Source organism: Streptomyces sp. NPDC031064, from assembly GCF_055570965.1.
The window spans coordinates 97,703-123,136 of record NZ_JBVIGF010000001.1 but is presented as its reverse complement, the minus strand read 5'-3'; the positions used below and the strand labels follow the sequence as shown (position 1 = coordinate 123,136).

18 protein-coding genes and 1 pseudogene are annotated in these 25,434 nt (G+C 73.8%); 8 read left to right on the top strand and 11 right to left on the bottom strand.

The window, feature by feature from the left end; all coding sequences use genetic code 11:
• Positions 1-4: 4 nt before the first annotated feature.
• The 3 genes from ACZ46W_RS00490 to ACZ46W_RS00480 form a co-directional block, all read right to left on the bottom strand.
• Entirely contained in the window at positions 5-2,077 is a 2,073-nt protein-coding gene (locus ACZ46W_RS00490; RefSeq protein WP_468329006.1) for a galactose-binding domain-containing protein, read from the bottom strand.
• Positions 2,078-2,505: 428 nt separating this feature from the next.
• On the bottom strand, positions 2,506-3,216 hold the full coding sequence (locus tag ACZ46W_RS00485; RefSeq protein WP_468332319.1) for a DJ-1/PfpI family protein: 711 nt from the start codon (positions 3,214-3,216) through the stop codon (positions 2,506-2,508).
• Positions 3,217-3,433: 217 nt separating this feature from the next.
• Positions 3,434-4,381 carry a GlxA family transcriptional regulator gene (locus ACZ46W_RS00480; RefSeq protein ID WP_468329003.1) on the bottom strand — a complete coding sequence of 316 codons (948 nt, stop codon included), beginning with the start codon at positions 4,379-4,381 and terminating at the stop codon, positions 3,434-3,436.
• 80 nt (positions 4,382-4,461) lie between these two features.
• Here ACZ46W_RS00480 and ACZ46W_RS00475 point away from each other — a divergent pair, with 80 nt between their 5' ends.
• Positions 4,462-5,475 (top strand): endonuclease/exonuclease/phosphatase family protein, encoded by a 1,014-nt coding sequence (locus tag ACZ46W_RS00475; protein ID WP_468329000.1) that lies wholly within the window; start codon positions 4,462-4,464, stop codon positions 5,473-5,475.
• A gap of 7 nt (positions 5,476-5,482) precedes the next feature.
• Here the strand turns inward: ACZ46W_RS00475 and ACZ46W_RS00470 are convergent, their stop codons facing one another.
• Positions 5,483-6,544, bottom strand: a complete 1,062-nt coding sequence (locus ACZ46W_RS00470) for a PucR family transcriptional regulator (RefSeq protein WP_468328997.1) — start codon at positions 6,542-6,544, stop codon at positions 5,483-5,485.
• A 237-nt stretch (positions 6,545-6,781) separates the two neighbouring features.
• Between ACZ46W_RS00470 and ACZ46W_RS00465 the strand changes: the two genes are divergently transcribed.
• The 3 genes from ACZ46W_RS00465 to ACZ46W_RS00455 all read left to right on the top strand — a co-directional run bounded on the left by ACZ46W_RS00465 (position 6,782) and on the right by ACZ46W_RS00455 (position 14,251).
• Complete coding sequence (locus tag ACZ46W_RS00465; protein ID WP_468328995.1) at positions 6,782-7,387, top strand: hypothetical protein; 606 nt, start codon at positions 6,782-6,784, stop codon at positions 7,385-7,387.
• 50 nt (positions 7,388-7,437) lie between these two features.
• The gene (locus ACZ46W_RS00460; protein ID WP_468328992.1) at positions 7,438-9,483 is read left to right on the top strand and encodes a flotillin family protein; all 2,046 of its coding nucleotides are present in this window, start codon (positions 7,438-7,440) and stop codon (positions 9,481-9,483) included.
• A gap of 88 nt (positions 9,484-9,571) precedes the next feature.
• Positions 9,572-14,251, top strand: a complete 4,680-nt coding sequence (locus ACZ46W_RS00455; RefSeq protein ID WP_468328990.1) for a DNA repair ATPase — start codon at positions 9,572-9,574, stop codon at positions 14,249-14,251.
• Here the strand turns inward: ACZ46W_RS00455 and ACZ46W_RS00450 are convergent.
• The 5 genes from ACZ46W_RS00450 to ACZ46W_RS00430 form a co-directional block, all read right to left on the bottom strand.
• Positions 14,233-15,105 carry an STM4011 family radical SAM protein gene (locus tag ACZ46W_RS00450; RefSeq protein WP_468328988.1) on the bottom strand — a complete coding sequence of 291 codons (873 nt, stop codon included), beginning with the start codon at positions 15,103-15,105 and terminating at the stop codon, positions 14,233-14,235. The genes ACZ46W_RS00455 and ACZ46W_RS00450 overlap by 19 nt on opposite strands.
• 9 nt (positions 15,106-15,114) lie before the next feature.
• Positions 15,115-16,458 carry an STM4012 family radical SAM protein gene (locus ACZ46W_RS00445; protein ID WP_468328986.1) on the bottom strand — a complete coding sequence of 448 codons (1,344 nt, stop codon included), beginning with the start codon at positions 16,456-16,458 and terminating at the stop codon, positions 15,115-15,117.
• Positions 16,455-17,261, bottom strand: a complete 807-nt coding sequence (locus tag ACZ46W_RS00440) for an STM4013/SEN3800 family hydrolase (protein WP_468332316.1) — start codon at positions 17,259-17,261, stop codon at positions 16,455-16,457. Before ACZ46W_RS00440 ends, ACZ46W_RS00445 begins: the two co-directional genes overlap by 4 nt.
• Before the next feature lie 73 nt (positions 17,262-17,334).
• Positions 17,335-18,462 (bottom strand): STM4014 family protein, encoded by a 1,128-nt coding sequence (locus ACZ46W_RS00435; RefSeq protein ID WP_468328983.1) that lies wholly within the window; start codon positions 18,460-18,462, stop codon positions 17,335-17,337.
• A 12-nt stretch (positions 18,463-18,474) separates the two neighbouring features.
• Positions 18,475-19,443, bottom strand: coding sequence for an STM4015 family protein (locus tag ACZ46W_RS00430; RefSeq protein ID WP_468328980.1), 969 nt, complete (start codon positions 19,441-19,443; stop codon positions 18,475-18,477).
• A gap of 174 nt (positions 19,444-19,617) precedes the next feature.
• On the opposite strand from ACZ46W_RS00430, the gene ACZ46W_RS00425 reads away from it, so the two are divergent.
• A complete protein-coding gene (locus tag ACZ46W_RS00425) occupies positions 19,618-19,944 on the top strand; it encodes a hypothetical protein (RefSeq protein WP_468328977.1) in 327 nt (108 codons plus the stop codon).
• A gap of 109 nt (positions 19,945-20,053) precedes the next feature.
• Positions 20,054-21,088: a DUF6745 domain-containing protein gene (locus ACZ46W_RS00420; RefSeq protein WP_468328974.1), complete on the top strand. Its 1,035-nt coding sequence runs from the start codon at positions 20,054-20,056 to the stop codon at positions 21,086-21,088.
• Between the two features lie 187 nt (positions 21,089-21,275).
• Here the strand turns inward: ACZ46W_RS00420 and ACZ46W_RS00415 are convergent, their stop codons facing one another.
• Both ACZ46W_RS00415 and ACZ46W_RS00410 read right to left on the bottom strand, forming a co-directional pair.
• Entirely contained in the window at positions 21,276-22,523 is a 1,248-nt protein-coding gene (locus ACZ46W_RS00415) for a PucR family transcriptional regulator (RefSeq protein WP_468328971.1), read from the bottom strand.
• A gap of 6 nt (positions 22,524-22,529) precedes the next feature.
• Positions 22,530-22,682 carry a hypothetical protein gene (locus ACZ46W_RS00410; protein ID WP_366125888.1) on the bottom strand — a complete coding sequence of 51 codons (153 nt, stop codon included), beginning with the start codon at positions 22,680-22,682 and terminating at the stop codon, positions 22,530-22,532.
• Between the two features lie 202 nt (positions 22,683-22,884).
• Here ACZ46W_RS00410 and pgfA point away from each other — a divergent pair, with 202 nt between their 5' ends.
• Together pgfA and ACZ46W_RS00400 are read left to right on the top strand one after the other, a co-directional pair.
• Positions 22,885-23,865, top strand: a complete 981-nt coding sequence (gene pgfA, locus ACZ46W_RS00405) for a cell envelope lipid trafficking protein PgfA (RefSeq protein WP_468328968.1) — start codon at positions 22,885-22,887, stop codon at positions 23,863-23,865.
• A 210-nt stretch (positions 23,866-24,075) separates the two neighbouring features.
• Positions 24,076-25,206 (top strand): annotated as a pseudogene (locus ACZ46W_RS00400) (glycosyltransferase family 4 protein); the annotation flags it as partial.
• Positions 25,207-25,434 lie beyond the last annotated feature (228 nt).

Below are 25,434 nucleotides of genomic sequence, written 5' to 3'. Positions count from 1 at the left end.
GGCGTCAGTGGCCGTACACGCCGACCTCGCGGAGCGAGTAGCCCCATCCGGTCCCCCGTTCGAGGCCCATGACGCGGACGAAGCGGGCCGGTACGGCGGTGAACCGCGCGGTGTCCAGCCCGCCGTCACCGGCGGTGGTGGACCAGACGGTGCGCCAGTCGCTCCCGTCGGCGGACACCTCGATCCGGTACGCCCTGCCGTACGCCCGCTCCCAGTCGAGGGTGACCCGCCCGACCGTGTGCGTGGCGCCCAGGTCGACGCGGAGCCACTGGGGGTCCCGCCAGTCGCTCGCCCACCGCGTGCCGGGGTCGCCGTCCACCGCGCGGCCGGGCGCGTAGCTGGTGAACGGGTTCCACTCCGACGTACTGGCCGAGACGGACGACCCGGCGGCCAGGTTCCGCACGTGGTGACGCTCGGAGCCGCCCCAGGTGGCGAGGTAGGACTCGGCGCCCCGGAAGAGGTCGTCGATGACGTCCTGGCCGCCGGTGACCCGGATGTCCTCCAGCCAGTCGGGCACCAGGCCGTAGTGGGCGGCGCCGTCGGTGTTGACGTCCCAGGTGCGTTCACCGGTGGTCTGCCGGTCGAGGAGCGAGCCGCCGTCCGCGCTGCGGAAGGGGTAGCGCACGGGGTCGGGGGTGTCCGCGCCCCGGGGAGACGGCCAGCCGCCGACGCCGTTCATGTCGGTGCCGTACCCGTAGCCGATCCCGTACTTCTCGCGCAGCGCGTCCGTGCGCCGCGCCTCGGCGGTGAACGCCTCCGCCCCGTGCATGTACTGGGCGATGAACCCGCCGAGGCGGTAGACCCGCTCCGTCCACTCGGCGTCCATCCAACTGTGCGAGGACAACACGCCGGGGTACGACTCGGACTCCAGGACGTCCAGCACCCGGCCCGTCGCCTTCACGCTCATGTGGTCGATCTCGATCATCATCTTCCGCTGCATCATGCCGCGCAGCGCGTACTCGCCGAGGGCGGTCAGGCCACGGGTGTTGCAGCGCGCGTCGGCGGCGTACGACGGGACCGAGACGCCCGGCGGGAGCTTCTTCTCCGCCTCGGGCGCCGCCGCGAGGCCGATGGGGTTGTCGGCCTGCGGGCCGGTGCACTTCTCCGTCTTCCAGAACGTGCCCGTCGACAGGAACTGGCCCACGTTGATCGCCGCGCCGAGGGTGCCGGAGTCGAACCTCACCCCGCACAGGGCGTTGTCGAACTTGTGGCACAGGAACATGCTCCGGACGCCGAGCGCGTGCAGTTCGTCCAGCCCGCGGTCGATGTCGGCGCGGTCGCACTGGGGCACGTCCAGGATCTGCTTGCAGCCGAACGGCTCGGAGGTCTCCACCCCCAGCACGACGGCCATCTTGCCCTGCTCGATCACCGCACGGGCCTGGCCGGAGTCGGTGACGATCCGGAACCAGCCCTTGCCCGGGCCGCCGTACATCCGGTCGACGTACGCCTGCATCTCGTACGTCTTGCGTGCCTGGAGGCGGATGGAGGTCATCTCGTCGCAGCCGCGGTCCTTGAAGAAGTAGACCGAGCAGATCACCCCGTTGGTGACGAGGTCGTTGACGAGCACCCGCTGGCCGCCGCGCCAGGCCCGTTCCACCCAGGCGTAGTAGTTCTGCTGGTGGGTCAGGGAGTCATGGGCGGGCCAGTCCTTGAAGGTGGGCCAGCCGTGGGGGTCGTGCCTGCCGTCCCCGCCCTTGGTGATGAAGTCGAAGACCGCGAGGGAGCCGTCCGGGTAGTGCTCGGGGCAGTCCTTCAGCGCGTCGGCCACGCCGAGGTCGGAGAAGGGCCTGCCGCAGATCAGCCGCCCGCCGAAGGCCTCGTTGGACATCAGGTGGTCGTGCGCGTCGACGAACCCCCGCACCCGGCCCTGGGCGTCGGTGCCCTTGAACGGTTCCCCGGTGACGCCGATACGGGAGTCGGGCGCGGGCCGCGCGACGGGATCCCACCAGCCGGTACCCGACCCGGCCGGGGTCCCCGCCGAGGCGGGGCCCAGGGCCAGCAGCGTCAGGAGCGAGGAGAGAACCGCGAGAACCCTGAGCCTGCCAGGGGAGCGTTGCGAGCGTCGCGACAAGGTCATCACCCATGCTCCAGCCGGGAGGGCATCCCCGGGCGACGGCCCCGGGGACGTTGGTCGTGCGACTGTTTTGTCATGTCTCCATAAAGGTGCGACGAGGATCGCGGCTGCCGCCCGAGCAGTCAAGGCACACGACGGTCTCGTACGGCCGCCGGCTCCGCACCGACGGTCAGCCCGTCAGCCGGTCACCTCCGTCAGCCGGTCACCTCCGGCCGCCGGTCACCTCCGGCCGCCGGGGCGCGGCGGCCGGCGCCCGGGCAAGGCGCCGCGCCGCGTGCCGGCCCGCACGCCGGCCCTTCGGGAACGCGGCGCCACCGCCGGGCCCGACCGAGGCGGCCCGCGCAGCGCCGGGCCCGACCGAGGCGGCCCGCGCAGCGCCGGGCACGACCCGGGCGGCGCACCGCTCCGGGCGCCGACGGCCGCCGAGACGGTCATGAACGCCAGACGGTCCCGCGGCGCTCGTACTCGAGCACCTCCTCGGCGAACACCGCCGTCTCCGGCCCGAAGAACCGCTCCACCAGCCACAGCCCCAGGTCGATGCCCGAGGTGACGCCCCCGCAGGTGACCAGGTCGCCGTCGTCGACGACCCGGCCGCCCACGACACGCCCTCCCTGCGCCTTGAGGTCGGCCTTGGCGATGTGGTGCGTGGTGCACGGGCGGCCCCTGGTGATCCCGGCGGCGGAGAGCAGCATGGTGCCGCTGCACACGGCGCCCAGGACCAGACCGCGCCGCTGCGCCGCCGCGAGGGCTCTGGGCAGGACTCCCCGCCGTACCTCCCGCTGGAGGCCGGAACCGTCGCCGTACCCGGCGCCGGGCACCAGGATCAGGTCGGCCGAGCGAGGGGACCAGGGGGAGCGGCAGACGATCTCCATGCCGGCGGACGTCGTCACCGCCCCGGGCCCGTCGACGGTGACGTAGGACTGTGCGATCCGGTCCGTCCCGACGATCCCGAAGACCTCGATGTGCCCGGCGAAGTCCTGTTCCTCCACCCCGTCGTACAGCACGGTGTGCACGCGCAGCGGTCCGCCGCGCGGCCGGGCGGCCGCCGCGCGGGTGGCGGCCGTCGCGGGAGCCGCGACACCCGCGAGACCGGCACCGACCGCCGCGGCGGCACCGGAGTGGAGCAGATTCCGCCTGTGTATGGGGCGCACTGGGTTCCTCCGTGAAGATCCGTGAAGAAGCGTGGACGGCGCCCCGGGCCGGGTCTGTCACCACGGCGCGCGGGGCGCGAGGACGAGTTCAGTCTTCCGGCGCCGGGTGGCGGGAGACAGTGGCGCGCGTGCCCGGCAGGCGCAAGATACGGCCAGGCCGGGGCCGTTGTGGCGCAGTTCGCCGCGCGGCCGCGCGGCCCGCACGCGCCTACACGCGGAAGGCCGCCCGGTAGGCGGACGGAGTGGTGCCGACGTGGCGCGTGAAGTGATGGCGGAAGGTCTCGACGGACCCGAACCCGGTGGACTGTGCCACCCGCGCCATGGGCAGGCCGGTGCTCTCCAACAGCTCCCGCGCGCGCTGGACGCGGAGGGCGAGCAGCCAGCGCAGCGGTGTGGTGCCCGTCTGCGCGCGGAAGTGCCGTGCCAGGCTGCGCCTGCTCATCATCGCGTGGGCGGCGATGTCGGCGATGGTCAGCGGTTCGTCGAGCTTGTCCCGCATCCACCGCATCGTCTCGCCGAGGTCGGCGGAGTCGCTCTCGGGCGTGCGGTATTCGATGAACTGCGCCTGCCCGCCCGTCCGTTGCGGCGCCATGACCATGAGGCGGGCGACCTGCGCCGCGACCGCCGCGCCGTGGTCCCGGCGCACCATGTGCAGGCACAGGTCGAGACCCGCGGCGACCCCCGCCGACGTCAGCACCTGACCGTCGTCGACGAACAGCACCGAGGGGTCGACCCGCGCTCCGGGGAACCGCTCCGCCAGCGCGTCGGCGAACCGCCAGTGCGTCGTCACCCGGCGCCCCTCCAGCAGGCCGGCCCTCGCGAGCACGAAGGCCCCCGTACAGATGGACGCCACCCGCGCCCCGCCGGCCGCCGCCTCCCGCAGCAGCCGGACCGCGCGCGCCTCCGGCACCCGGTCGGCGGGGACGCCGGGAACGATGATGGTGTCCGCGTCACGGGCGTCGTCCCACCCGTACGAGGACGAGAGCCGGAACGGCTGCACCGGCCCCGCCGTCGTCGTGACCGCACGCTCGGCGCAGACCCGCACGTCGTACGCCGGGGTCCCGTCGGGACGGCTCGCGAACCCGAACACCTGGCAGGGGATGGCCAGATCGAAGGCCGACACCGCGTCCAGCGCGAGAACCGCAACCACATGCATACGCCCCGACCCTACGCCACCGCCCCGCACCGGCTGCCCCATCGGGAACCCGACGCGACACCGCGGCGTCCTCGCACGGTATGGGAACGGATACGCACACGGAGATACCGGCGACGGCACGACGTCGTCGTGGCCGCCGGGGCGGCTGGGGCGTGGACGCCCGGGGGCGGTCGGCCTGGCGGCGCGGCCGGATACCCGCCTCGGCCGCCGTGGCGGTCGCCTGCCTGCTGGCCTTCCCCGGCGCGGTGCCCAACGCCGTCGGGCGGTTGGGCAGCCTTGCCGAGACGTTCCTACCGTGGCTGGGGCTGACCGTGCCGGTCCTGCTCGTCGTCGCGCTGGTACGGCGCTCCGCGACGGCCCTGCTGGCTCTGACCCTGGTGAGCGCCGTGTGGCTGGGCCGGTTCGGCGGCGCGCTGACGGCGGGCGAGGCGCCGGAGTACGACATCACCGTCGTCCAGCACAACGTCAGCGACGAGAACCCCGACCCCGGGGGCACCGCGCGGGCCCTGGTGGAGGCCCGGCCGCAGATGATCGCCCTCCAGGAGCTGACCCCGTCCGCCCTTCCGTCGTACCGGGCGGCACTGGCGGCCGGCTATCCGCACCACGCGGTGCACGGCACGGTCGGACTGTGGTCGGTGTACCCGCTCGTCGACGTACGGCCCCTGGACATCAGGCCCCCGGGATTCGGTGCCGACTGGAACCGCGGGCTGCGCGCCACCGCGGTCACCCCGCACGGCGAGGCCGCGGTGCACGTCGCCCACCTGCCGTCCGTACGCCTCGGCCCCACGACCGGCTTCGGCTCCGCGGCCCGGGACGCGAGCGCCGCGCTGCTCGGCGAGGCGATCGCCGCGGAGCGACCCCGCACGGTGATCCTGCTGGGCGACCTCAACGCCACCGTCGACGACCGTGGCCTCGCCCCCGTCACGTCCCGGCTGCGGCCCGCCCCGCCCGCCTTCGCCTTCAGTTGGCCGGCCGCGCTGCCGCTGGCCCGGATCGACCAGGTCATGGCCCGCTCCGCGACCGTCGTCGACATCCGTACCCTTCCCGCCACCGGCAGCGACCACCTGCCCGTCGCCGCCCGCGTCCGCTGGTGAGGAACGGTCACAGCTCCTGGTCCGGCCAGCCCAGCAGGCGGGCCCCGATGACGGCGGTCTGGAGCGTGTAGCGGTGGACGGCGTCACCCGGGTCGGCCCCGGTCAGCTTGTGGATGCGCTCCAGCCGGTACGTCAGCGCCCGCACGCTCAGGGACAGGCGCCGGGCGGCCTCGGCGGCCACGCAGCCGGTGTCGAAGTACGTGGTGAGGGTGTCGATGAGCGGCCTCGCGCCGCCCCGGGCCTGCCGCAGCGGGCCCAGCACGCTGACGACCAGGTCGGCCATGGCCTGCCGGTCGCGGGTGAGCACCGGGTAGACCAGGAGGTCCGCGGCGTGCAGCACCGGCTCGTCGAGGTCCATGCGGACGGCCAGGTCGAGGGCGTTGAGCGCCTCCTCGTAGGAGTGCACGACACCGCCCACGCCGGGGTGCGGGCGCCCGATGGCGACACGACCGCCGTCGGTCGCCGCGTACGCCTGCTTGGCGAAGAAGCCCAGAACGTCTGCCTGGTCGCCCGGCGCGATACAGATGAGGCGGCCGTTCTTGGTGGTCAGCAGGATGTGACGGTCCCCGAAACGGGCCACGAGGGACGACTCGATGCCCCGGGTGACCGCGTAGCCGTCGTCGTACGGCTCCGGGCCGTGCGCCACCGCGACCGCGTGCGCCCGGGACAGCAACAAGCCGAACCGCTCGGCGCGTTCGGCGAGCCGGCCGGCATCACCCCGGCCGTGCAGGAGATCGTCGATGAACTCCCGCCGCGCCGCCTCCTGCCGGCGGATCGCCAGCCGCTGTGCCCGCTCGTGGCCTTCGGCGAAGGCGTCCACCGCCTGCTCCACCGCCGCGAGCAGATGGTCGGCGGCGCCGCCCCGCAGGCCCTCCCGTACGTCCTGGGCGGCGGACAGATGGGCACGCACCAGGAAACGCAGCCCCAGACCGGCCTCGGCCGCCCGCTCGCCCCGGAGGCGCAGCGCCTCCAGCTCGTCCCGGGTCAGCCGCCTGCCGGTGGCGCAGGCACCGGCGAGGATCCGGGCATACCCCTCCAGATATATCTCGGCCGCGCCCTGCTCCACCACGAACCCTCCCCGTTCCTGACGCGTCGCTGACGACTTCCTGACGCGTGGGCGTCAAGAGTGCCATGCACGGCGGGCGGGGCGGCCACCGGCATCAAGAGCGCGTGAAGATTGCCGGTGCACGGCAATGCGAACACGCGTGCCGCACTGCCACGATGAGGCCGCCGCAGCCGGGCGTTCCCGCTCGATGCCGGAATCGGGAAGCGGCTGTTCCGTACCAGGGAGAGCGAGGGAAGAGTCATGGCCGAGTTTCTGCATGCCGTCACGACGTTCCCCGCCGTGCTGTTCACCGCCGCCCTCGTGGTCGTCGTGGGCTTCTGGCTGCTGGTGCTGCTCGGTGCCGCCGACCACGACACCTTCGACGGGGACGTGGACGCCGACGCGCTGAGCCTGGGCGGCGTGCCCGTCTCGGTGTCGGCCTCGCTGCTGATCGCCCTCTCCTGGTTCCTCGGTACCACCGGCTCCGTGCTGCTCGCCCGCACGGGCTGGCCCGATGCCGTGGTCCACCTGCTGGACGCCGTCCTGCTGATCGCCGCCCCGGCCGCCGCCTGGCGTCCGACCCGCGTGCTCGTACGCCCCCTGGCCAGGCTGTTCCCCGGGCAACCCGGGCCGTCCCGGCACGACTTCGTCGGCCTGACCTGCACCATCCGCACGGGACGGGTGGACGCCGGGTTCGGCCAGGCCGAAGTCGCCGCGCGGGACGGTTCCACCGCCGTCGTACAGGTCCGTCAGAACGAGGGGGACCGGCTGGCACTCGGCAGCACGGGGCTGCTGTACGCCTACGACGACGCCGGCGAGTTCTTCTGGGTCGCGCCCTTCGACAAGGCGCTCGACCCCCGCGGCTGACCGCCGCCCCCACCACGTCCGCTCCCACCCTTCGATCCGGGGAATCGCTCATGGATGCCATCACTTGGGGCATCGGCGTGCTCGTCGCCGTTGTCCTCCTCATCGCCGTCGCCATGCTGTTGGTGATCAGCCGGCTGTTCCGCAAGGTGGAACAGGGCAAGGCCCTGATCGTGTCCAAGATGCGCAAGGTCGACGTCACCTTCACCGGCCAGGTCGTCCTGCCCGTCCTGCACAAGGCCGAGACCATGGACATCTCGGTGAAGACCATCGACATCAGCAGGACGGGCCGGGACGGCCTGATCTGCCGCGACAACATCCGCGCCGACATCCGCATCTCCTTCTTCGTCCGCGTCAACAAGACCGTCGAGGACGTCATCAAGGTCGCCCAGGCCATCGGCACCGCCCGTGCCAGTGACCAGGCCACCCTCCAGGAGCTGTTCAACGCCAAGTTCTCCGAGGCCCTGAAGACGGTGGGCAAGCAGCTCGACTTCACCGACCTCTACACCAAGCGCGACGAGTTCCGGGACCGGATCATCCAGGTCATCGGCACCGACCTGAACGGCTACAGCCTGGAGGACGCGGCGATCGACCACCTGGAGCAGACGCCGCTCGCGCAGTTGGACGCCTCCAACATCCTCGACGCCCAGGGCATCCGGAAGATCACCGAGCTGACGGCCGTCGAGCACGTGCGCACCAACGAGTTCCGGCGCACGGAGGAGAAGGAGATCACCCGGCAGAACGTCGACGCCCGCGAGGCCATCCTGGAGCTGGAGCGCCGCCAGGCCGACGCGGAGATCAAGCAGAAGCGCGAGATCGAGACCGTACGGGCCCGGGAGGAGGCCGAGACCGCCCGGGTCGCGGAGGAGGAGCGGCTGCGCGCGCAGAGCGCCTTCTTGAAGACCGAGGAACAGCTCGGCATCCAGCGGGAGAACCAGGCCCGCGAGGTGGCCGTCGCCCAGAAGAACCGCGAGCGGGTCATCGCCGTCGAGAACGAGCGCATCGAGAAGGACCGGCTGCTGGAGGTCATCGCCCGCGACCGGGAGACCGAGCTGACGCGCATCTCCGCCGAGAAGGAGGTCGAGGCGGAGCGCCGTGAGATCGCCGAGGTCATCCGCGAGCGGGTGGCGGTGGACCGTACGGTCGCCGAACAGGAGGAGTCCATCAAGAGGCTCCGCGCGGTCGAGGAGGCCGAGCGCAAGCGGCAGGCCGTGATCATCGCGGCCGAGGCGGCGGCGCAGGAACAGCTCGTCAAGGACATCAAGGCCGCCGAGGCCGCCGAGCAGGCCGCGGTCCACCGCGCCGCCGAGGAACTCACGCTGGCCGAGGCACGCCACAAGGCCGCCGACATGGACGCCCGCGCCAAGGTCCGCCTCGCCGAGGGCATCCAAGCCGAAGCCGCGGCCGAGGGCCTGGCCGCCGTCCAGGTACGGGAGAAGGAGGCCGACGCCATCGAGAAGGCCGGCCGCGCCGAGGCGGAGGCCACCGAAGCACGGCTGCGCGCCGAGGCGACGGGCACCCGGGAGAAGGCCCTCGCCGAGGCCACCGCGATCGGCGAGAAGCTTAAGGCGGAGGCGGCCGGGCTCACCGAGAAGGCGGCGGCCATGGCGGCACTGGACGAGGCGTCGCGCACGCACGAGGAGTTCCGGCTGCGCCTGGAGGCCGAGAAGGACATCCGGCTCGCCGGGCTGGACGTCCAGCGGCAGGTCGCCGAGGCGCAGGCCACCGTACTCGCCACCGGCCTGGAGAACGCCGACATCGACATCGTCGGCGGCGAGTCGGCCTTCTTCGACCGGATCGTCGGGGCCGTCTCCCTGGGCAAGAGCGTCGACGGGTTCATCGACAGCTCCCGGACCGCCCAGGCGCTGGCCGGGCCGTGGCTGGACGGCTCCGCCTCCTTCACCGAGGACCTGACGAGGGCACTCGGGTCGGTCACCACCGCCGACGTACAGAACCTGACCGTGTCCGCCCTGCTGATGAAGCTCATGCCCGCCGGGTCGGGGCAGCTCGACGAACTCATCGGAAAGGCACGGCAGTTGGGCCTGGCCGACATGCCGGTGGCCGAACTGGCCGGGCTGAACGGCACGGCCAAGGGCTGACCGCCCGGTTCCACAGTTTCCGGAGCTGCCGCGCGGGGGGCGGCAGCTCCGGAGGAATACCGATCACACGCACGAGGGAGCGGGACCCATGGACACCACGGGGATGGACGCCGGTACGTACGAGGTGCTGCGCGACCGCCTCGGCGCGCAGGCCGGCGAACTGGCCCGGCGGGCCGAGGCCCTCAACACCGCCCGTGTCGCGGCCTTCGGCTCCACGGACCTCGCCCTCCTCGGCACCGAGCGCGTCCACACGGAGCACCACGCCGTACCCCGCGACGTCGTCGCCGTCGGCGACGCGCTGCTGGTCGGCCACGAGGCCCCGGACCCGCACGTCTTCGCCCTCTACGACCGCGACCTGAACCGGCTCCCGGACGACGCGGTGCCCGGCCTGCTCGACGACCCCGCCTTCCTACGCGAACACGCCGCCCTGCACCGCTACTTCCAGGGTGCGCGGCTCCTCCGCCTCCGCACGGTCGACGACAGGCTGCTCGCGGTGTTCCGCACCGGGGAGCAGGCCGAGGACATCCGCGTCCTTCGCTGGTCCCTCGCCCCCTCCGGCGAAGTGCGGTTCCTGGACGCGCGGGGCGAGCGCGACCACGTCTTCCCCGCCCCGTACGACTTCCCCTGGACCGTGACGACCCGGGACGACCACGTGCTGGGACGGCACCCGCACATCGCCGTCGCCGACGGAACCGCCTTCGTCTCCACGGCCGGCGGCACGCTGACCGTGAAGACCGAGAACGACACGGAATCCGCCGACGGCGTCCACAGCGAGCCGGTCGACGAGCCGCTCCAGTCGCTCGCCGACGCCGAGGTGGCGTACGCGGTGGTCGGCCCGCTGGTCCTCCTGCGTGTCCGGCCGTACAAAGAGGACACCCCGCGCCATCTGGTCCTCAACACGCTCACCCGGTCCGTCGTCCGGCTCGACGGCATCGGACAGGCGTGCCGCCGGCTGCCGGACGACCAGGGCATCGTCTTCCCCGGCGGCTACTGCCTCGCGACCGGCGCGGTGAAGACCTTCGACACGGCGGACACCGAGGGGCTGGAGTTCGAGCGCGCCGTCCGCTCGCCCAACGGCGAGGACGTGCTGTTCGTGTTCCGCGCCCGGACCGGGGGGCACACCCTCCTCCTCCCGTACCACCTCATCCGCAAGGAGGCGGCCACCCCGCTGACCTGTCACGGCCACGCCCTCCTCGACGACGGCACCCTCGTCCTGCTGCGGCCGGAGTCCGGTGAGCCGGCACGGGTCCACCCGGTGCAGGTGTGGCGGACGCCGTACGTCTCCGACACCCACACCGTCCCCGTGGCCGACGGGCCCCTCGCCCGGATCGGCAACGCCGACCTGGTGCGCGGCATCTCCGACTGCCTCGCCATCGCCCGCCAGGCCACCGGGACCACCGCCACCGGTGAGTGGTACCAGGCACTGGTCACCGCCTGCACCCGCACCGCCGACCGCTTCCACTGGCTCGGCGACGCGGACACCGGCGACCTGCGCACCCCACTGCGGGAGCTGAGGGCCACCGCCGAACAGGCGCTGGAGGAGTTCGCGTCCGTACGGTCCCTGACCCGGCAGGCGCAAGAGGCGCTCACGGAGGCGGCCGAGGAGCTCCAGCGCCTGGTCCGGCGCGTGCGCGCAGAGGCCCCGGCCACCGCCGCCGAATGGATCGAACGCATCACCGGACTGCGCCGGGCACAGGGGCGTCTGCTCACCCTGAAGGAGACGCGGTACGCGGACACGGAGGCCGTCGACGCGCTCGCCGAGGAGGCCGCGGGCCACATCGCCGCCACCGCGCGTCGGGCCGTGGACTTCCTCCGGCGCGAAGACGCCTTCACCGGCCACCACACGGACATCGAGCGGCTCACCGCCGACGCCGGGGCGATCACCACGGCCGCCGAGGCGGCGCCCCTCACCGAGCGGCTGGACGAGCACCTCTCCGGCCTCCAGACCCTCACCGAGGTCGTCACCGGCCTCGACATCGCCGACGCCACCGTACGCACCGAGATCCTGGAGCGGATCGCCGAGGTCATGGGCGGGCTCAACCGCGCCCGGGCGACCCTCGCCGCCCGCCGCCGCGAACTCCTCGACCAGGAGGGGCGCGCCGAGTTCGCGGCCGAGTTCGCCCTCCTCGGCCAGGCGGTCACCGGCGCACTCGCGGCGGCGGACACCCCGGAAGCCTGCGACGCGCGACTCGCGCCCCTGCTGGTCCGGCTGGACACCCTGGAGTCCCGGTTCGCCGGCCACGACGACTTCCTCGGCCGGATCACCGACCGGCGCGGCGAGGTCCACGATGCCTTCTCGGCCCGCAAACAGGCCCTCCAGGACGCCCGGGCCCGGCGCGCCGAACGCCTTGCCGAGTCGGCCGCCCGAGCCCTGGAGACGATCGCCCGGCGGGCGGCAGGCCTGGACAGCCTCGACGCGGTCACCACCTGCTTCGCCTCCGACCCGATGGCCGTCAAGGTCCGCCGCACCGCCGGCGAACTGCGCGAACTCGGCGACCCGGTACGGGCCGGGGAACTGGAGGGCCGGCTGAAGGCCGCGCGCCAGGAGGCCGCCCGCGCGCTGCGGGACCGCACCGAGCTGTACGCGGACGGCGGCGGCACCATCCGGCTCGGCGCGCACCGCTTCGCCGTCAACACCCAGGCACCGGAGCTCACGCTCGTACCGCACGCGGACGGCGGGATGGCACTCGCGCTGACCGGCACGGACTACCGGCGCCCGGTCACCGACCCGCACTTCGCGGACACCCGCGACCACTGGGACCGGCTCGTGCCCTCCGAGAACGCCGACGTCTACCGGGCGGAATACCTCGCCGCCAGGCTCCTGGCCGAACACGGCGCCGAGGAGCCGGCGGAGGCGGACCTGCCCGAGCTGGCCCGGCGGGCCGCCGAAGCCGCGTACGACGAGGGGTACGAGCGGGGCGTCCACGACCACGACGCGGCGGCCGTCCTCGCCGTACTGCTGCGCCTGCGCAGGCGGGCGGGCCTGGCACGGTACCCGTCCGCCGACCGCGCCGCCGCCCAGCTCTTCTGGGCCCACGGGACCACACCCGGGCAACGGCGGGCATGGGCCCGGGAGGCCGCGTCCCTGGTACGCGCGCGCGACACCTTCGGTACGGCACCCGGGCTCGACGCGCTGCACCGCGTGCTCGCCGACGCCGGAGCACCGACGGCCGCCGCGGCCGAGTACCTCGTCGAGGAGCTGGCGACCGGCGAGTCCTTCGTGGCCGGCCCGGCGGCCCGCACCCTGCTGGAGAAGTTCCACCGCTCAGTGGGCTCCTCGCCGTACGCCGACGACGTACGCGACCGGCTCGGCGCCGGGGACACCGCGGCCGCACGGCGGCTGGTGGAGGGCTGGCTCGTGCCGTACGCCGCCGCCTCCGGCGACCACGTCGACGCCGGTGACCTCGCCGAAGCCGTGGCGATCGAGGTGTGCCCGGACCTCGAACGGCACGACGCCGAGGGGCCCCTGACGGCCACCGTCGACGGCCTGCTCGGCAGTCACCCCAGGATCGAGCGGGGCAGCCTGCCGCTCAGACTCGACGAGTTCCTGGCCCGCACCGGCGACTTCGCCCGCCACGCCGTGCCGGGCTTCCGCGCCTACCAGCGGCACCGGACCGCCCTGGTCGCCGCCGAACGCCGCCGCCTGCGGCTCGACGAGTACCGGCCGCGCGTCATGGCCTCCTTCGTACGCGGCCGCCTCGTCGACGAGGTGTACCTGCCGCTCATCGGCGACAACCTCGCCAAGCAGCTCGGCGCCGCCGGGGACGACAAGCGGACCGACCACAGCGGACTGCTGCTCCTGCTCTCCCCGCCCGGCTACGGCAAGACGACCCTCGTCGAGTACGTCGCCGACCGCCTCGGCCTGCTCCTGGTGAAGGTCGACGGCCCGGCCCTCGGCCACACCGTCACCTCCCTCGACCCGGCGCAGGCCCCGGACGCCACCGCCCGCAAGGAGCTGGAGAAGATCGACTTCGCGCTGTCGGCCGGCAACAACGTCATGCTGTACCTGGACGACATCCAGCACACCTCTCCCGAACTCCTCCAGAGGTTCATCCCGCTGTGCGACGCCACCCGCTCCCTGAACGGCCACGACCTGCGCGGCAAGCGCTTCGCGGTCTGCATGGCGGGAAACCCCTACACGGAATCCGGGCAGCGCTTCCGCATCCCCGACATGCTGGCCAACCGTGCCGACGTGTGGAACCTCGGCGACGTCCTGACCGGCAAGGAGGACGCCTTCGCGCTCAGCTTCATCGAGAACGCCCTCACCTCCCACCCCGACCTCGCACCCCTCGCCGCACGCGACCGCGCCGACCTCGACGTCCTGCTCCGGCTCGCCGCGGGCGACCCGGAGGCCCGCCCCGACCGGCTCACCCACCCCTGCCCGCCGGCCGAACTCGACCGCGTCCTCGCGGTGCTGCGCCACCTGCTCACCGTCCGCGCAACCGTCCTCGCCGTCAACGCGGCGTACATCGCGTCCGCCGCCCGGAGCGACACCACGCGCACCGAGCCGCCCTTCCGGCTCCAGGGCTCGTACCGCACCATGAACAGGATCGCCGCCCGGGTGTCCCCCGTGATGGACGAGGCCGAGGTGGCCGCCCTGATCGACGACCACTACACGGCCGAGGCGCGGACCCTCACCGCCGGGGCCGAGGCCGACCTGCTCAAGCTCGCCGAACTGCGCGGCACGCTCACCGAGGAGCAGGCGGCCCGCTGGGCCGGCATCAAGGCCGCGTACGTGCACGCCGCAGGTCAGCGGCGTCCCGGGTGAACCGGCGGGGGCAGGTGCGCGGGGACACGTTCGAGGACTCCGCCCGCGAACACGTCGTACAGGGGCAGGGTCTCCAGGTGGACGTAGCCGATGTGGCAGTCGCAGCGGGCCAGCGGACAGGGGCGCGGCGCGAGAGCGGCGCGGTACGAGCCGTCGTAGAGGTTGCCCAGCTCGGCGCGGACGAAATGGCAGCGGCGGACCGTGCCGTCACCGTCGACCGACAGGACCGACTCGCCCGTCCGGCAGGGCAGTCCGGCCGACCGGTGCGGATGCCGGCTGTACGGGAAGAGCGGGTCGAGCGCCGTCCAGGTCTCCGCCTCCTCGTCGGCGTACGTGTGGCCCTCGGCGGCGTTCACCCACAGGTAGACGTGCCCCGGCAGCGCGGCGCGCAGCCGCCGGGCGTCCGCCAGATGGGCGGGCAGGCCGACGACGCCGACACTGAAACGGACGCCACGCTCCGCGAGGTCCCGCGTCTTGGCCAGGAAGCGGTCGTACGGCGTCTGGCCCGGATGGTACGTGCACCACAGCGCCACGGTGTCCCGGTCGGCGTCGGCCAGCCAGTCGGTGCGGCAGCTCAGGTTGGTCTGGATCGCGACCCGGTCGACGTGCGGGGTGTGCGACAGCTCCACCAGGGCCCGCCGGTACCAGGAGCGCACGAGCCCTTCGCCCCAGGGCGTGAACAGCACCGAGAGGCGGTCGCCGGTCTGTGCCGTGGCCCAGCCCGTGAAGCGTTCCAGCGCCGCCCGGTCGGCCCGGAGCCGGCCGGGGCTGTCGCGCCGCTTGGCGAAGGGACAGTAGGGGCAGTCGTAGTCGCACGAGGCGAGGGGGCCCCGGTAGAGGAGCGTCAGGTCCACGGTGGGCGCCTACTTCGGTTCGTACGAGGCCATCGCGGCCCTGACGGCGGGTGAGAACAGCTCCGGGCCCAGCGCGTCGGAATGGGCGAGCCCCTCCGGGGACAGCCGCAGCAGCCCCGGCACGGTGTCGTCGAGCCAGCCCCGGCCGGTGAACGCGGCGAGCTCGGCGCCGAAGTCGTCGTACGGGTCCGACCCGAACCGGGAACGGTAGTCGCCCACCGGCATGCCCCGCGCCTGGAGCAGGGATTGCAGGAGGTGCCGGCGGCGTGCCTCGTCCCCGTCCATGAAGCGGCCGTGCACCGCCCGGCCGAAGTCCTCGGTGCCGGTGTAGTCGTCGATGATGGCCCGTATCTCGCCCATGTCGACCGCGTAGTCGAAGGAGTAGTGGAGGGTGGAGGTGTAGGAGCGGGCGCCGCAGCCCAGGCCGATCATGCCGTCCGTCTGGCAGGCGTGGTCGTCCGGTCCCTGGGCGGGCGCGCCGGCGCGCCGGAACATGCGCATCGACACCTGCTCGTAGCCCTGGGCGAGCAGGTGGTCGCGCCCCCGCCGGTAGAGGTCCAGCCGCTGCTCGTCCCACTCCCGGTCGGTGTGGGCGGTCCGCCGGGCCAGACCGGTCAGGGGGCGCACGTACAGCGGGTAGAGGTACAGCTCCTCCGGCCGCCAGGCGAGCGCGGCGTCCAGGGAGGCGCGCCAGGTGGCGGGGGTCTGGCCGTCGATGCCGTAGATCAGGTCGATGTTGAGGACGGGGACGGTGGTGTCCCGGATTCTGGTGAGGGCGGCTTCCACGTCCGCGCGCCGCTGCGGGCGCACCGCCGCCCGCGCCTCCTCGTCGACGAAGCTCTGCACACCGATGCTGAGCCGGGTCGTGCCGCGCTCGGCGAGGACGGCGAGCCGGTCGGCGGTGGCCGTTGCGGGTGAGGTCTCGACGGAGAGCGGGATGGCGCGCAGGTCGGCGCCCATGCGTTTCTCGGCGATGTCGCAGAGCCGCTCCAGCTCGTCGGCGGTCAGGAACGTCGGGGTGCCGCCCCCGAAGGCGGCGTTGGCGAAGCGCACCGGGCCCGTGGCCTTGGTCGGGGTGTCGCCGAGGGCGTCGCGGACGGCGGTGGCCTGCCGGTCCAGCGCGTCCAGGTACCGGCCGGTGAGCCCGTCGGGGGCGCCGATCCGGGTGAAGAGGTTGCAGAAGCCGCAGCGGACCTCGCAGAACGGTATGTGCAGGTAGAGCGAGAGGGCGTCCTTGCGTTCGCCCCGCCACAGGTCCCGCAGCGCGGGCCCGCCGGGCAGCGGGCGGTAGGCGGTCTTGTGGGGGTAGGCGTAGACGTAACTGCCGTACGGGCGGGGGCTGGTGCTGGTCATGCGGACGGCTCCAGGAAGAAGTGGGCGTACGGAACCGTCCACACGGCCTCGTGGGCGAGGCGGTGACCGGTGTAGCCGTCGTCGCCGTAGGTGGTGCCGTGGTCGGAGCAGACGATGGCGAAGCAGCGGCGCCGGGAACTCATCGCGGCGAAGAGCCGGCCGATGTGACGGTCGATGTACTCCAGCGCGGCGGCGTGGCTGGCCGGGCTGTCCCCGTCCTCACGGGTGGCGCCGGGCAGGTGGAACCAGTTGGGCTGGTGCAGCGCGGACGCGTTGAGGAAGAGGAACAGCCGGCGCTCGGCCGGCAGCGCGGCGACCACCTGCTCGGCCCGCTCCACCTGTGCCTCGAAGGACGTGGGCGACGCCACGCCGAACGCGGGCTCCCAGTGGCTCTCCTGGAACATCCCCGGCAGGACGTCGCCCAGCGCGCCCCGCTTGTTGAAGAACCCGACGCCGCCGACGCACACCGTCCGGTAGCCCTCGGCCGCGAGCGCCGAGACCAGGTCGGGTGTGTCGAAGACGTACGTGTCCCCGGCGGTGGTCTCGCTGCCCGCGAAGCGCGCGGCGAACAGCCGGGCGTGCGGGCCGGGGCCGGCGGGCGTCGGGAGGAACCCGGCGAACATCGCCTGGTGGGAGGCGTAGGTGAAACTGCCCGGCGCGTGCCGCTTCTCCCAGGCGCCGCCGGGGAGATGGCGGGCCAGGTGCGGGATGCGCCCGGCGGCGGCCAGGTCGGCGGCCACGTCGTACCGGAGGGTGTCGAGGGTGACGAGCAGCAGGTCGTCACGGCCGACGACCTGGTTCATGTCGGGGGCAGGGGCGGAGCCCGGGGCCGGGGAGGGGCCCGCGGTCGGGGCGGGGAGCCGGGCGGTGCCGGCCTCAAGCGGTTGCACGGTGGTTCCTCAGGGGTGGTGCGGTGTGCGGTGAACGCCGCCGCAGTACGGCGGCGACCTGGGTGGCATAGGTGTCGAGGCCCTCGGCGCCGCTGCCCGGCAGGCCGGTGAGACCCGGCAGCAGGTCGCCGAAGGCGTTGACCTCGGCGACGGCGAACCGCCGCCAGCCGGTGGAGGGGAGGAGGTCGACCCCGACGCACAGGGTGCCGGGGAAGCAGGCCGCCGCCCGTTCGCAGACGTCCAGGGCAGCCGCCCAGCGCCCGCCCATGGCCTCGGTCGCGGCGGCGAGGTCCCCGCGCGCCCCGCCGAGGTGGAGGTTGGTCATCGGCGCGTGGCTGGTACGGACGACGGCGTGGGTGGCCCGGCCGTCGACGACGACGATCCGCAGGTCCGCCCGGCGGCCCCCGCCCAGGCTCGCCTTCGGCCACCACCGCTCGATGTGCAGCCCGTCCGGCGCCAGGGCGTCGACCAGCGCGGCGACCTCCCGCTCGTCGCTGACCCGGCGCACGCGCAGCGAGTTGTGGAGCCGGCCGTCCACGGCCTCCACGGACGTGGTGGCCCGCAACCGGCCCGGCGCGCCCGTCTCCAGGGCCACGATCCCGGACGCGGACGAACCGTGCGCGGGCTTGACGAACACGCGCCGCATGCCGTGCGCGGCCATCAGGGCCCGTACGTCGTCCCAGCCGCGAACCGGCGTACCGGCGCCCGACGTGGGCGACTCGGGGACCGGCACGCCCGCGTCGAGCAGGACCCGGTGGCAGCGCCGCTTGTCGAACAGGACGGCCACCTCGGCGGCATCGTCCAGCCGGACGCCACCGCGCAGCGTCCCGACGGCGGCGGTGAACCGCGCGTACCAACGGGCACCGCCCTCGACCCGGGTCGGATCGTCCACGTCCCGCAGGAGCCGGTCGACCTCGGCGTTCTCCCCGGGCGAGTCGAGCCGTACGACCTCGTCGGCGGCGAACACCGCGCCGCCGTCGCGCAGCACGGCCGTCCAGGGCACGACGCGGGGAGCGGGCAGCCCGGCGGCCCGCACGGCGTCGGCGAACAGGCCCACGCGGCGGTTCTCCGGATTGCCGACGACCGCGAACCGGGCCGGGGGTGGCTGAGTCATGGGCGTCGTCCGCTACTCGCCGACGGCCACGTAGCGCCAGACACGGCCGTCCCACTCGTCCTCGTCGGCGTGGCCGCGGTCGAGGTCGAGCGTCACGCCGGCGCTTCCCAGGGTCTCCTGGAAGCGCTCCCTCATCGGCGCGCCCAAGTAGTTGTGGTGCAGGTCGAGGCTCTTGAGGTGAGTGAGGGGCTGGCCCTCCAGCAGCGCGGTCCCGCCCTCCTCGGTGAGGACGCCCATGGACAGGTCGAGGGACTCCAGCCGGGCGACCACCGGCGCGGAGGCCACGGCGGCCGCGATCTCGTCCTGGTAGTCGCAGTTGCGCAGGCCCAGGTGGCGGAGGCTCGGCAGCCGGGCGCCGTCCAGGATGGGCGCCACGTCGGAGATCTCGCTGTCGCCCCCGTAGCCGTCCGTGCCGAGCCACAGGTCGAGGCGTTCCAGGGCGGGCAGGTCGCTGGCGGCGACCCCGCGCACCACGTGAGCCGGCATGCCACCGGTCTCCAGCGTGAGCGAGCGCAGCCGCCGGTGGGTGACGGCCCGGAAGACCAGCCCGGTACCGCCGCGCGCCCCGAACTCCTCCAGTTCGGGGAAGGCCTCCAGGAGCCGCGTGACATCGTCCTGGTGGATCCAGGAGATCTCGCACTCCTCCGACTCCATGTCGCCTATGAACAGGGCACGCAGGGCGGGGAACTTCGTTCGGGCGTCGACCAGGGTGTCGATCGCCGGCTTGACGCCGCCTTCGTCGTCGTACGCCTCCTCACAGGCGCCGGTCACGAGGGCGCGGACCCGCGTGGTGTCGACGGCGGCGCAGAACCGGGCGAACGCCTCCGGCCAGCCCTCCTCGCTGTCATAGACCTCGGTGGAGACGCGCCAGGCGACGGCGTCGGCCGCCGGGAGCTCCACCGTGCCGTCGTCGTCCTCGCGCAGAGGGAAGTCGAACACGGGTAGTCCGTACGACTCCCGTAGGTGTTCCGCGTAGCTCATGCCTCTGCCGCTCCTCGCCCGTCGCAGTCCGATGTGCTGCAAGTTGTAGCAAGCGGCACTGACAACACCCCTGCCGGGGCGGCGCCCGGCGCCGCACCGGGGGCGTTGTCAGACCCCGCCCCTACCGTCGGAGACAGCTCGGCGCACCGTGCGCCGACGGAGGAGGGGACACGTATGTACCGACAGGGAGACGTGCTGATCGTGCCGCTCGCGGAATCGGCGGTGCCGCCGCATGCCGTGGACGCGCCGGGCGAACCGCGCGACGGCCGGGGCCGGATGGTCCTGGCGCTCGGCGAGGTGACCGGACACGCGCACGCCGTGATCGGCCCCGGCCGGCTGGTGCGCGAGCCCGGTGTGTTCGGCCCGATGCTGCTTCACCTGCCGGACGGTGGACGCGTGGTGCACGAGGAGCACGCCCCCATCCCGCTGCCGAAGGGCTGGTTCCGGGTGGTGCGGCAGCGCGAGTACGTGCCGGGAGCGGTACGGCTCGTCGCGGACTGACCGCCGGGCGACGGCAGTGCGGGCAAGGGCGTTGTCGGACAACGGCATGTCGAGCGACGGCAGTGCGGGCAATCGAGGACACGAGCAGGGAAGCAGGGGAGGGGACGCGATGACGGACCGGAGTGGGGACACGGAGTTCTGGCGGGCCGTCGCGACGGCCACGGAGCCCGCGCGGCGGGCGGAGGCCGAGGCGGGAGTGCGCCTGGCCTACCGCGGTGCCGGGCTGGCGGAGCCGGAGCGGATCGTGTGGGCGGCGTCGCCCAGGGAAGCGGTGCGGCTGTTGCGTTCGGGCGACGGCGGGACGGCGCCCGGGGCACGGGGGCGCAGTGTGCGGGAGGAGGTGCGCAGCAGACCGTGGGCGGCCGAGCGCGGCAGGCTGCACGAGCGGCTGGGCCCCCAGGGGTGGGGGCGGCGCTGGGCCCTGACGGGCGCCAGGCTGTGGGAGACCACACAGGCGCTGTCGGCACGGATCCGGGCGGGCATCGTCGAGGAGCTGGCCGACGGACGCGACGAGGAGGCCGCGGTCCGGCTGCTGCTCCTCGACGCCGTCCTGGGGCAGCACGACGCCGCCTGGCTCTGCGCGTTCGACCCGGGCGAGGGCTCGGCGCTGGACGGCCCGGCCGCGGTGGCCCGCACGGCCGGATGGTGGTGGCCCTACGAACACCTGGCGGTGATCTGCGAGCGTCCGGTGGAACTGCACCGGGACGAGGCGGGCCGCCTCGACCGGGCGGACGGCCCGGCCCTCGCCTTCCCGGACGGCTTCGCGCTCCACGCCTGGCGCGGCATGCCGGTGCCGGGCGACTTCCTGGCGGAGCTCGCCGCGCTGACGCCGGAGCGGATCCGCGAGGAGGAGAACGCCGAGCTGCGCCGCGTGATGCTGGAGCACTTCGGCTACGACCGCTACCTCGGCGAGTCGGGGGCGGAGCCGGTGCACCGGGACGAGACGGGCGTGCTGTGGCGGATACCGTTGCCGGACGACGAGGACGTGGCGATGGTGGAGGTGGTCAACTCCACACCGGAACCGGACGGCACCAGCCGCACCTACTGGCTTCGCGTGCCCCCGGCAACACGGACCGCGAGGGAGGGCGTGGCCTGGACGTTCGGCCTGGCGGCCGAGGCGTACGAGCCGCTGCGCCAGACCTGACGGGCGCCGGCGCCGGCACGGCGCCGGACCCGGCCCGCGGAGGGCCGGTCGGTCCCCGGTCGGTCGCAGCCGGGACCGCCGTGCGGTGCGCTTCGGCGCCGTGCCGTTGGTCACCGGTCATGCCGGGGCGGCCGGCCACGCGACGGCCCGGTGGACCGGGCCACGCCGGCGCGGAACGGTGGGGCGCTCACCGGCCGGGCAGAGCGATCCGACCTTGTAATCGCAGCGCGCGGAGGGCCAGTTCCAGTTCGAAGCGGCGGTCCGGGTCCTCCACCTCGTCGCCCCACAGGGCCTTGATCTGCCGCATCCGGTACCGCACCGTCTGCGGGTGCACCCCGAGCCGCGCGGCGACCTCCGGGGCGCCGCCCCGGGTCTCCAGCCATGCCAGCAGCGTCTCGGCGAGGCGGCGGCGCTGGGTGGGGCCGCGGTCGGCGAGCGGGGCGAGGCACCGGTCGGCCAGCGCCTCGATCAGCTCCTCGGGCGGCAGCAGGACGAGCGCGTCGATGTGTTCCGTGCAGTGCAGGAGCTCGCCCGACGGCAGCAGGCCGCGCTCGATGAGGCCCATCGCCTCCGTCGCCCAGCGCAGCGAGGCCGCCGCGTCCGCCAGCGGGACGGCCGGGCCGATCGCCCCCGTCCACCCCCGCAGCGCCCGGTGCAACTGCTCGCGGCGGCCGGGCACCGCCGGGTCCGGCACGAAGAGCAGCGGCTGTTCGCTCTCCATGTCGAGCAGCACCTCCGGCCCCACGGCCGGTGCCACGCACTCCCGGGCCGGGCGAAGCAGCACCCCCACGGCCACCCGCTGGGGCAGCGTCCAGCCGATCCGGGCCGCGTGGGCGGCGTACTCCTCCAGCGGCCGGGACCGCTCGCTGCGGCGCTCACCGAGCAGCGCCTGCGTCAGTTTGCGCTGCAACCGCAGCCGTTCGCCCGCCTGCCGGGCGGCCGCCTCGGCGTAGCCACGTACCGTCTGGTCCACCAGGCCGTCGAGGAAGGCGAAGCCCGCCTCGGCGAGGTCGTACATCGCGGGGGGCGGAATTTGGGCCTCATGGCCGATTTCCGCCAGCCGTCGCCAGGCGAGACGCACCCCGAGCCGGTAGACGGCTTGGAGGGAGTCGAGGGTGCGGCCCTGCTGGCCCTCCCCGCGCCCGAAGTCCTGGAAGACCTCCAGATGGAGCTGCGGGCTGCCGGAACCGCGCACCAGGTGCTGGAGGAACTCCTCCAGGGCCCGCCGGATGCCCACCAGGGCGACCAGCTCGCCGGACTCGTCCACGAGCAGCGGCATCCGGGGATGCTCACGGCAGATCGTGTCCAGGATCTCCTGCGCCAGCGCGGGCACTTCCGCCATGGCGCGGTCGGCGAACTCGCGCACCTGCCGGCGCGGCAGGTCCGCCCAGGCCGACCGCTCGGCGGCCGGTGCCCGCGTGTCCACTCCGGTCAACTCGCCTCACCCCCGGGGCAGAGCCGTCTCATGGCTGATCAGTGGCACATTGGGCTGTTCCGGGGTGGTGTTGAGCAGGGCCACGACGGCGAGGGCCGCGCCCACGGCGAGAGCCGCGGCGACCGCCACGGTCAGGGCGGCGGCGAGCAGTCTGGGCATGGTCGGGTCAGCCTTTCTGACGCTGGGACCCCACCACGAGTCCGTCACCCCGGACGGCGACGAACCCATCGCACCAGTGCATTGACAGTCCGTCAAGGGGACCCCTACGGTTCCCGGCCCATACGGAGTCCCACTCGGAGTCCCATACGGAGTGCACGTACACGCCGCGCAACCCCGCCCAGGCCCCCACGGAGTGTCCGCAATGCGTCGCACCGCTTCCCCCCTGTCGCTGATCCTGCTCGGGACCGGCGTGTTCCTGCTGGTCCTGGCGCCGTTACTGGTCTGGTACGTCCAGCCGCGCGCCAAGGTGAATCCCATCGACGTCGACACCGTCACCGTCTTCACCGGTACGGGCAGTTACTTCGACACCCGCCGGATCGCGACCGTGACCGGCACCCCGCTGACCATCACCCGCCAGGTACGCGGCGACGTGGCCGACAGCGTCCGCAGCGGCCGGGCCGTCTGGGACGTCTCCACCTCGGTGGACACCGACGACACGCTGCCCGCCGCCGCCACGCACGACTCGCTCCAGTGGACCCTGGAGCGCTGGGTCACCGACCGGCGCACCAACGAACCGGTGCACTGCTGCGAGGAGACCCCGACATTCGATGGCGAGGCCTACTTGAAGTTCCCCTTCGATGTGGAGAGGCGGTCCTACCGCTGGTGGGACGGCACGCTCGGCTCCACCGTGACCCTCCGCTTCGATGGGACGCAGAAGGTCCATGGGTACGAGGGCTACCGCTTCACCGGCCGCGTCGAACCGGCGAAGACGGGTACCCGGCTGGTCCCCGGCCGGCTCGTCGGGCAGCCGGGCCGGCCGCAGGTGCTCGCCGAGGAGTGGTACGCCAACCACGGCATCGAACTCGTCGTCGACCGGCGGACCGGGCGGATCCTGAACGCGGCGATCGGGCCGCGGAAGGTGCTGCGGGCGCCCGGGTCCACCAAGGACGCCGTGGTGCTGCTGGACAGCCGGCGCATGGAGTTCACCCCGGCCACCCAGCGGACGCAGGTGGCGCTGGCCTCCGCGGACAACCGGAAGCTTCGGCTGCTGGGGGAGACCGTGCCGCTGGGCGCGGCCGTCCTCGGCACCCTGCTGGCGGCGGCGGGCACGGTGCTGCTCGTCCGGGGAGGCCGCGTGCGCGGCCGGGCCGGGCACGGCTCCGGTGAAGTGCGCGCAATGTGACGAACTGTCATGTGCGGGCGGGGTGAAATTTGTCATCCCGGTGAGTAGCCGCACCGCCGGGCTTGGCGAACACTGACCAACCCACCGCACCACCACATCCGTCATCCCGGGCGTTCCATGACCTGCTCCATCCCCCCACCGGCGCCGGTGACCGCTCTCCGGCCCGGAGCACCGTCATCCGGTTCCCGACCCGAACGAGTTGGAGCTCGTATGCCCCAGCACGTACCCCCCACGCTGACCACCGCCGTTCCCCGCGGCGCGTGGTCGCCCCAGGGCGCTGTCCGCCCCCCTCGCCGTATCGTCTTCCTCTCCCGCCGCGACCTCGGCAACCCCGCCGCGGGCGGCTCGGAACTCCTCGTCGACCGGCTCGCGGAGGGCCTGACGGCCCTGGGCCACGAGGTCACCCTGCTGTGCGGGGGCCCGGCCGCGTACCGCGACTACCGGGTCGTCTCGGCGGGTGGCGACCTCGGCCACTTCCTCCGGGCGCCCAGCGCGTTCACCCGCCAGGTGGGCGACTGCGACCTGCTGGTCGAGGTGTGCAACGGCCTGCCCTACCTGGCCCCGCTCTGGCACCGGGGACCCACCCTCTGCCTGGTCAACCACGTGCACACCGAGCTGTGGGGCATGCGCTACCCCCGTCCCGCCGCCGGCATCGGACGGCGGCTGGAACGCTGGGCGCTGTCCGGTGCCCAGCGCGACAACCTGCTGGTCGCCGTGTCGGAGTCGACCGCGTCGGCGCTCGGCGCGCTGGGCGTCGACCCCGCCCGCATCCGCGTCGTGCACAACGGGGTGGAGGCCCCCGGGCACCGGATGCCGCGCTCGTCGCAGCCGCTGTTCCTGGCGGTCGGCCGCCTGGTCGAGTACAAGCGCATCGACCTGCTGCTGCGGCTGTGGGAACGCGTACGGCCGGTCACCGGGGGCGAGTTGGTGATCGTCGGCGACGGTCCCGAGCGCCGGCGGCTCGAAGCCCTCGCCGGCCCCGGCGTCGTCTTCACCGGCCGGGTGTCGGACGAGGACAAGCACCGGCTGCTGTGCGCCTCCTGGCTGCTGCTGCACCCCTCCGCCGTCGAGGGCTGGGGCCTCGTCGTCACCGAGGCGGCGACCCGCGGCACACCGTCGCTCGGCTTCGACGTACCGGGTCTGCGGGACTCCGTCGACGACGGCGTCACCGGGGAACTGGTGCGCGGCGAGAGCGCCTTCGCGGCGGCCTGGTGCGCGCTGGCACTGGACCACGATCGGCGCGCGGCCATGGGCAGGGCCGCGGCCGTACGCGCCGAGCGCTACCGGTGGGCCACGACCGTGCGCCGCTTCAGGTCCGTCGCGCTGGAGGCGGTCGCCCGCCACCGGACCGCCGCCCGCGACGGCGCCAAGCCGCCCGCCGCCGCCCGCGACGGAGCCCAGCCCCCCGCCACCCCGCACGACGGCGCCAAGCCGCCCACCACGACCGCCCGCGACCGCGCCGCAGCGCCCGCCACCGGCGGCCACGGCCACGGCGACGTCTCCGCGCCCGGCGGCCCGCCGCAGACGCCCCCCGGCGGCCTGCCGCAGACGGCACCGCCCCCGGTCGCC

Excerpts from the sequence above, each read along its gene's own strand:
- ACZ46W_RS00490 (WP_468329006.1), bottom strand. The coding sequence starts at position 2,077 with ATGACCTTGTCGCGACGCTCGCAACGCTCCCCTGGCAGGCTCAGGGTT.
- ACZ46W_RS00480 (WP_468329003.1), bottom strand. The coding sequence starts at position 4,381 with ATGCATGTGGTTGCGGTTCTCGCGCTGGACGCGGTGTCGGCCTTCGAT.
- ACZ46W_RS00475 (WP_468329000.1), top strand. The coding sequence starts at position 4,462 with ATGGGAACGGATACGCACACGGAGATACCGGCGACGGCACGACGTCGT.
- ACZ46W_RS00465 (WP_468328995.1), top strand. The coding sequence starts at position 6,782 with ATGGCCGAGTTTCTGCATGCCGTCACGACGTTCCCCGCCGTGCTGTTC.
- ACZ46W_RS00460 (WP_468328992.1), top strand. The coding sequence starts at position 7,438 with ATGGATGCCATCACTTGGGGCATCGGCGTGCTCGTCGCCGTTGTCCTC.
- ACZ46W_RS00455 (WP_468328990.1), top strand. The coding sequence starts at position 9,572 with ATGGACACCACGGGGATGGACGCCGGTACGTACGAGGTGCTGCGCGAC.
- ACZ46W_RS00445 (WP_468328986.1), bottom strand. The coding sequence starts at position 16,458 with ATGACCAGCACCAGCCCCCGCCCGTACGGCAGTTACGTCTACGCCTAC.
- ACZ46W_RS00440 (WP_468332316.1), bottom strand. The coding sequence starts at position 17,261 with ATGAACCAGGTCGTCGGCCGTGACGACCTGCTGCTCGTCACCCTCGAC.
- ACZ46W_RS00435 (WP_468328983.1), bottom strand. The coding sequence starts at position 18,462 with ATGACTCAGCCACCCCCGGCCCGGTTCGCGGTCGTCGGCAATCCGGAG.
- ACZ46W_RS00430 (WP_468328980.1), bottom strand. The coding sequence starts at position 19,443 with ATGAGCTACGCGGAACACCTACGGGAGTCGTACGGACTACCCGTGTTC.
- ACZ46W_RS00425 (WP_468328977.1), top strand. The coding sequence starts at position 19,618 with ATGTACCGACAGGGAGACGTGCTGATCGTGCCGCTCGCGGAATCGGCG.
- ACZ46W_RS00420 (WP_468328974.1), top strand. The coding sequence starts at position 20,054 with ATGACGGACCGGAGTGGGGACACGGAGTTCTGGCGGGCCGTCGCGACG.
- ACZ46W_RS00410 (WP_366125888.1), bottom strand. The coding sequence starts at position 22,682 with ATGCCCAGACTGCTCGCCGCCGCCCTGACCGTGGCGGTCGCCGCGGCT.
- pgfA (WP_468328968.1), top strand. The coding sequence starts at position 22,885 with ATGCGTCGCACCGCTTCCCCCCTGTCGCTGATCCTGCTCGGGACCGGC.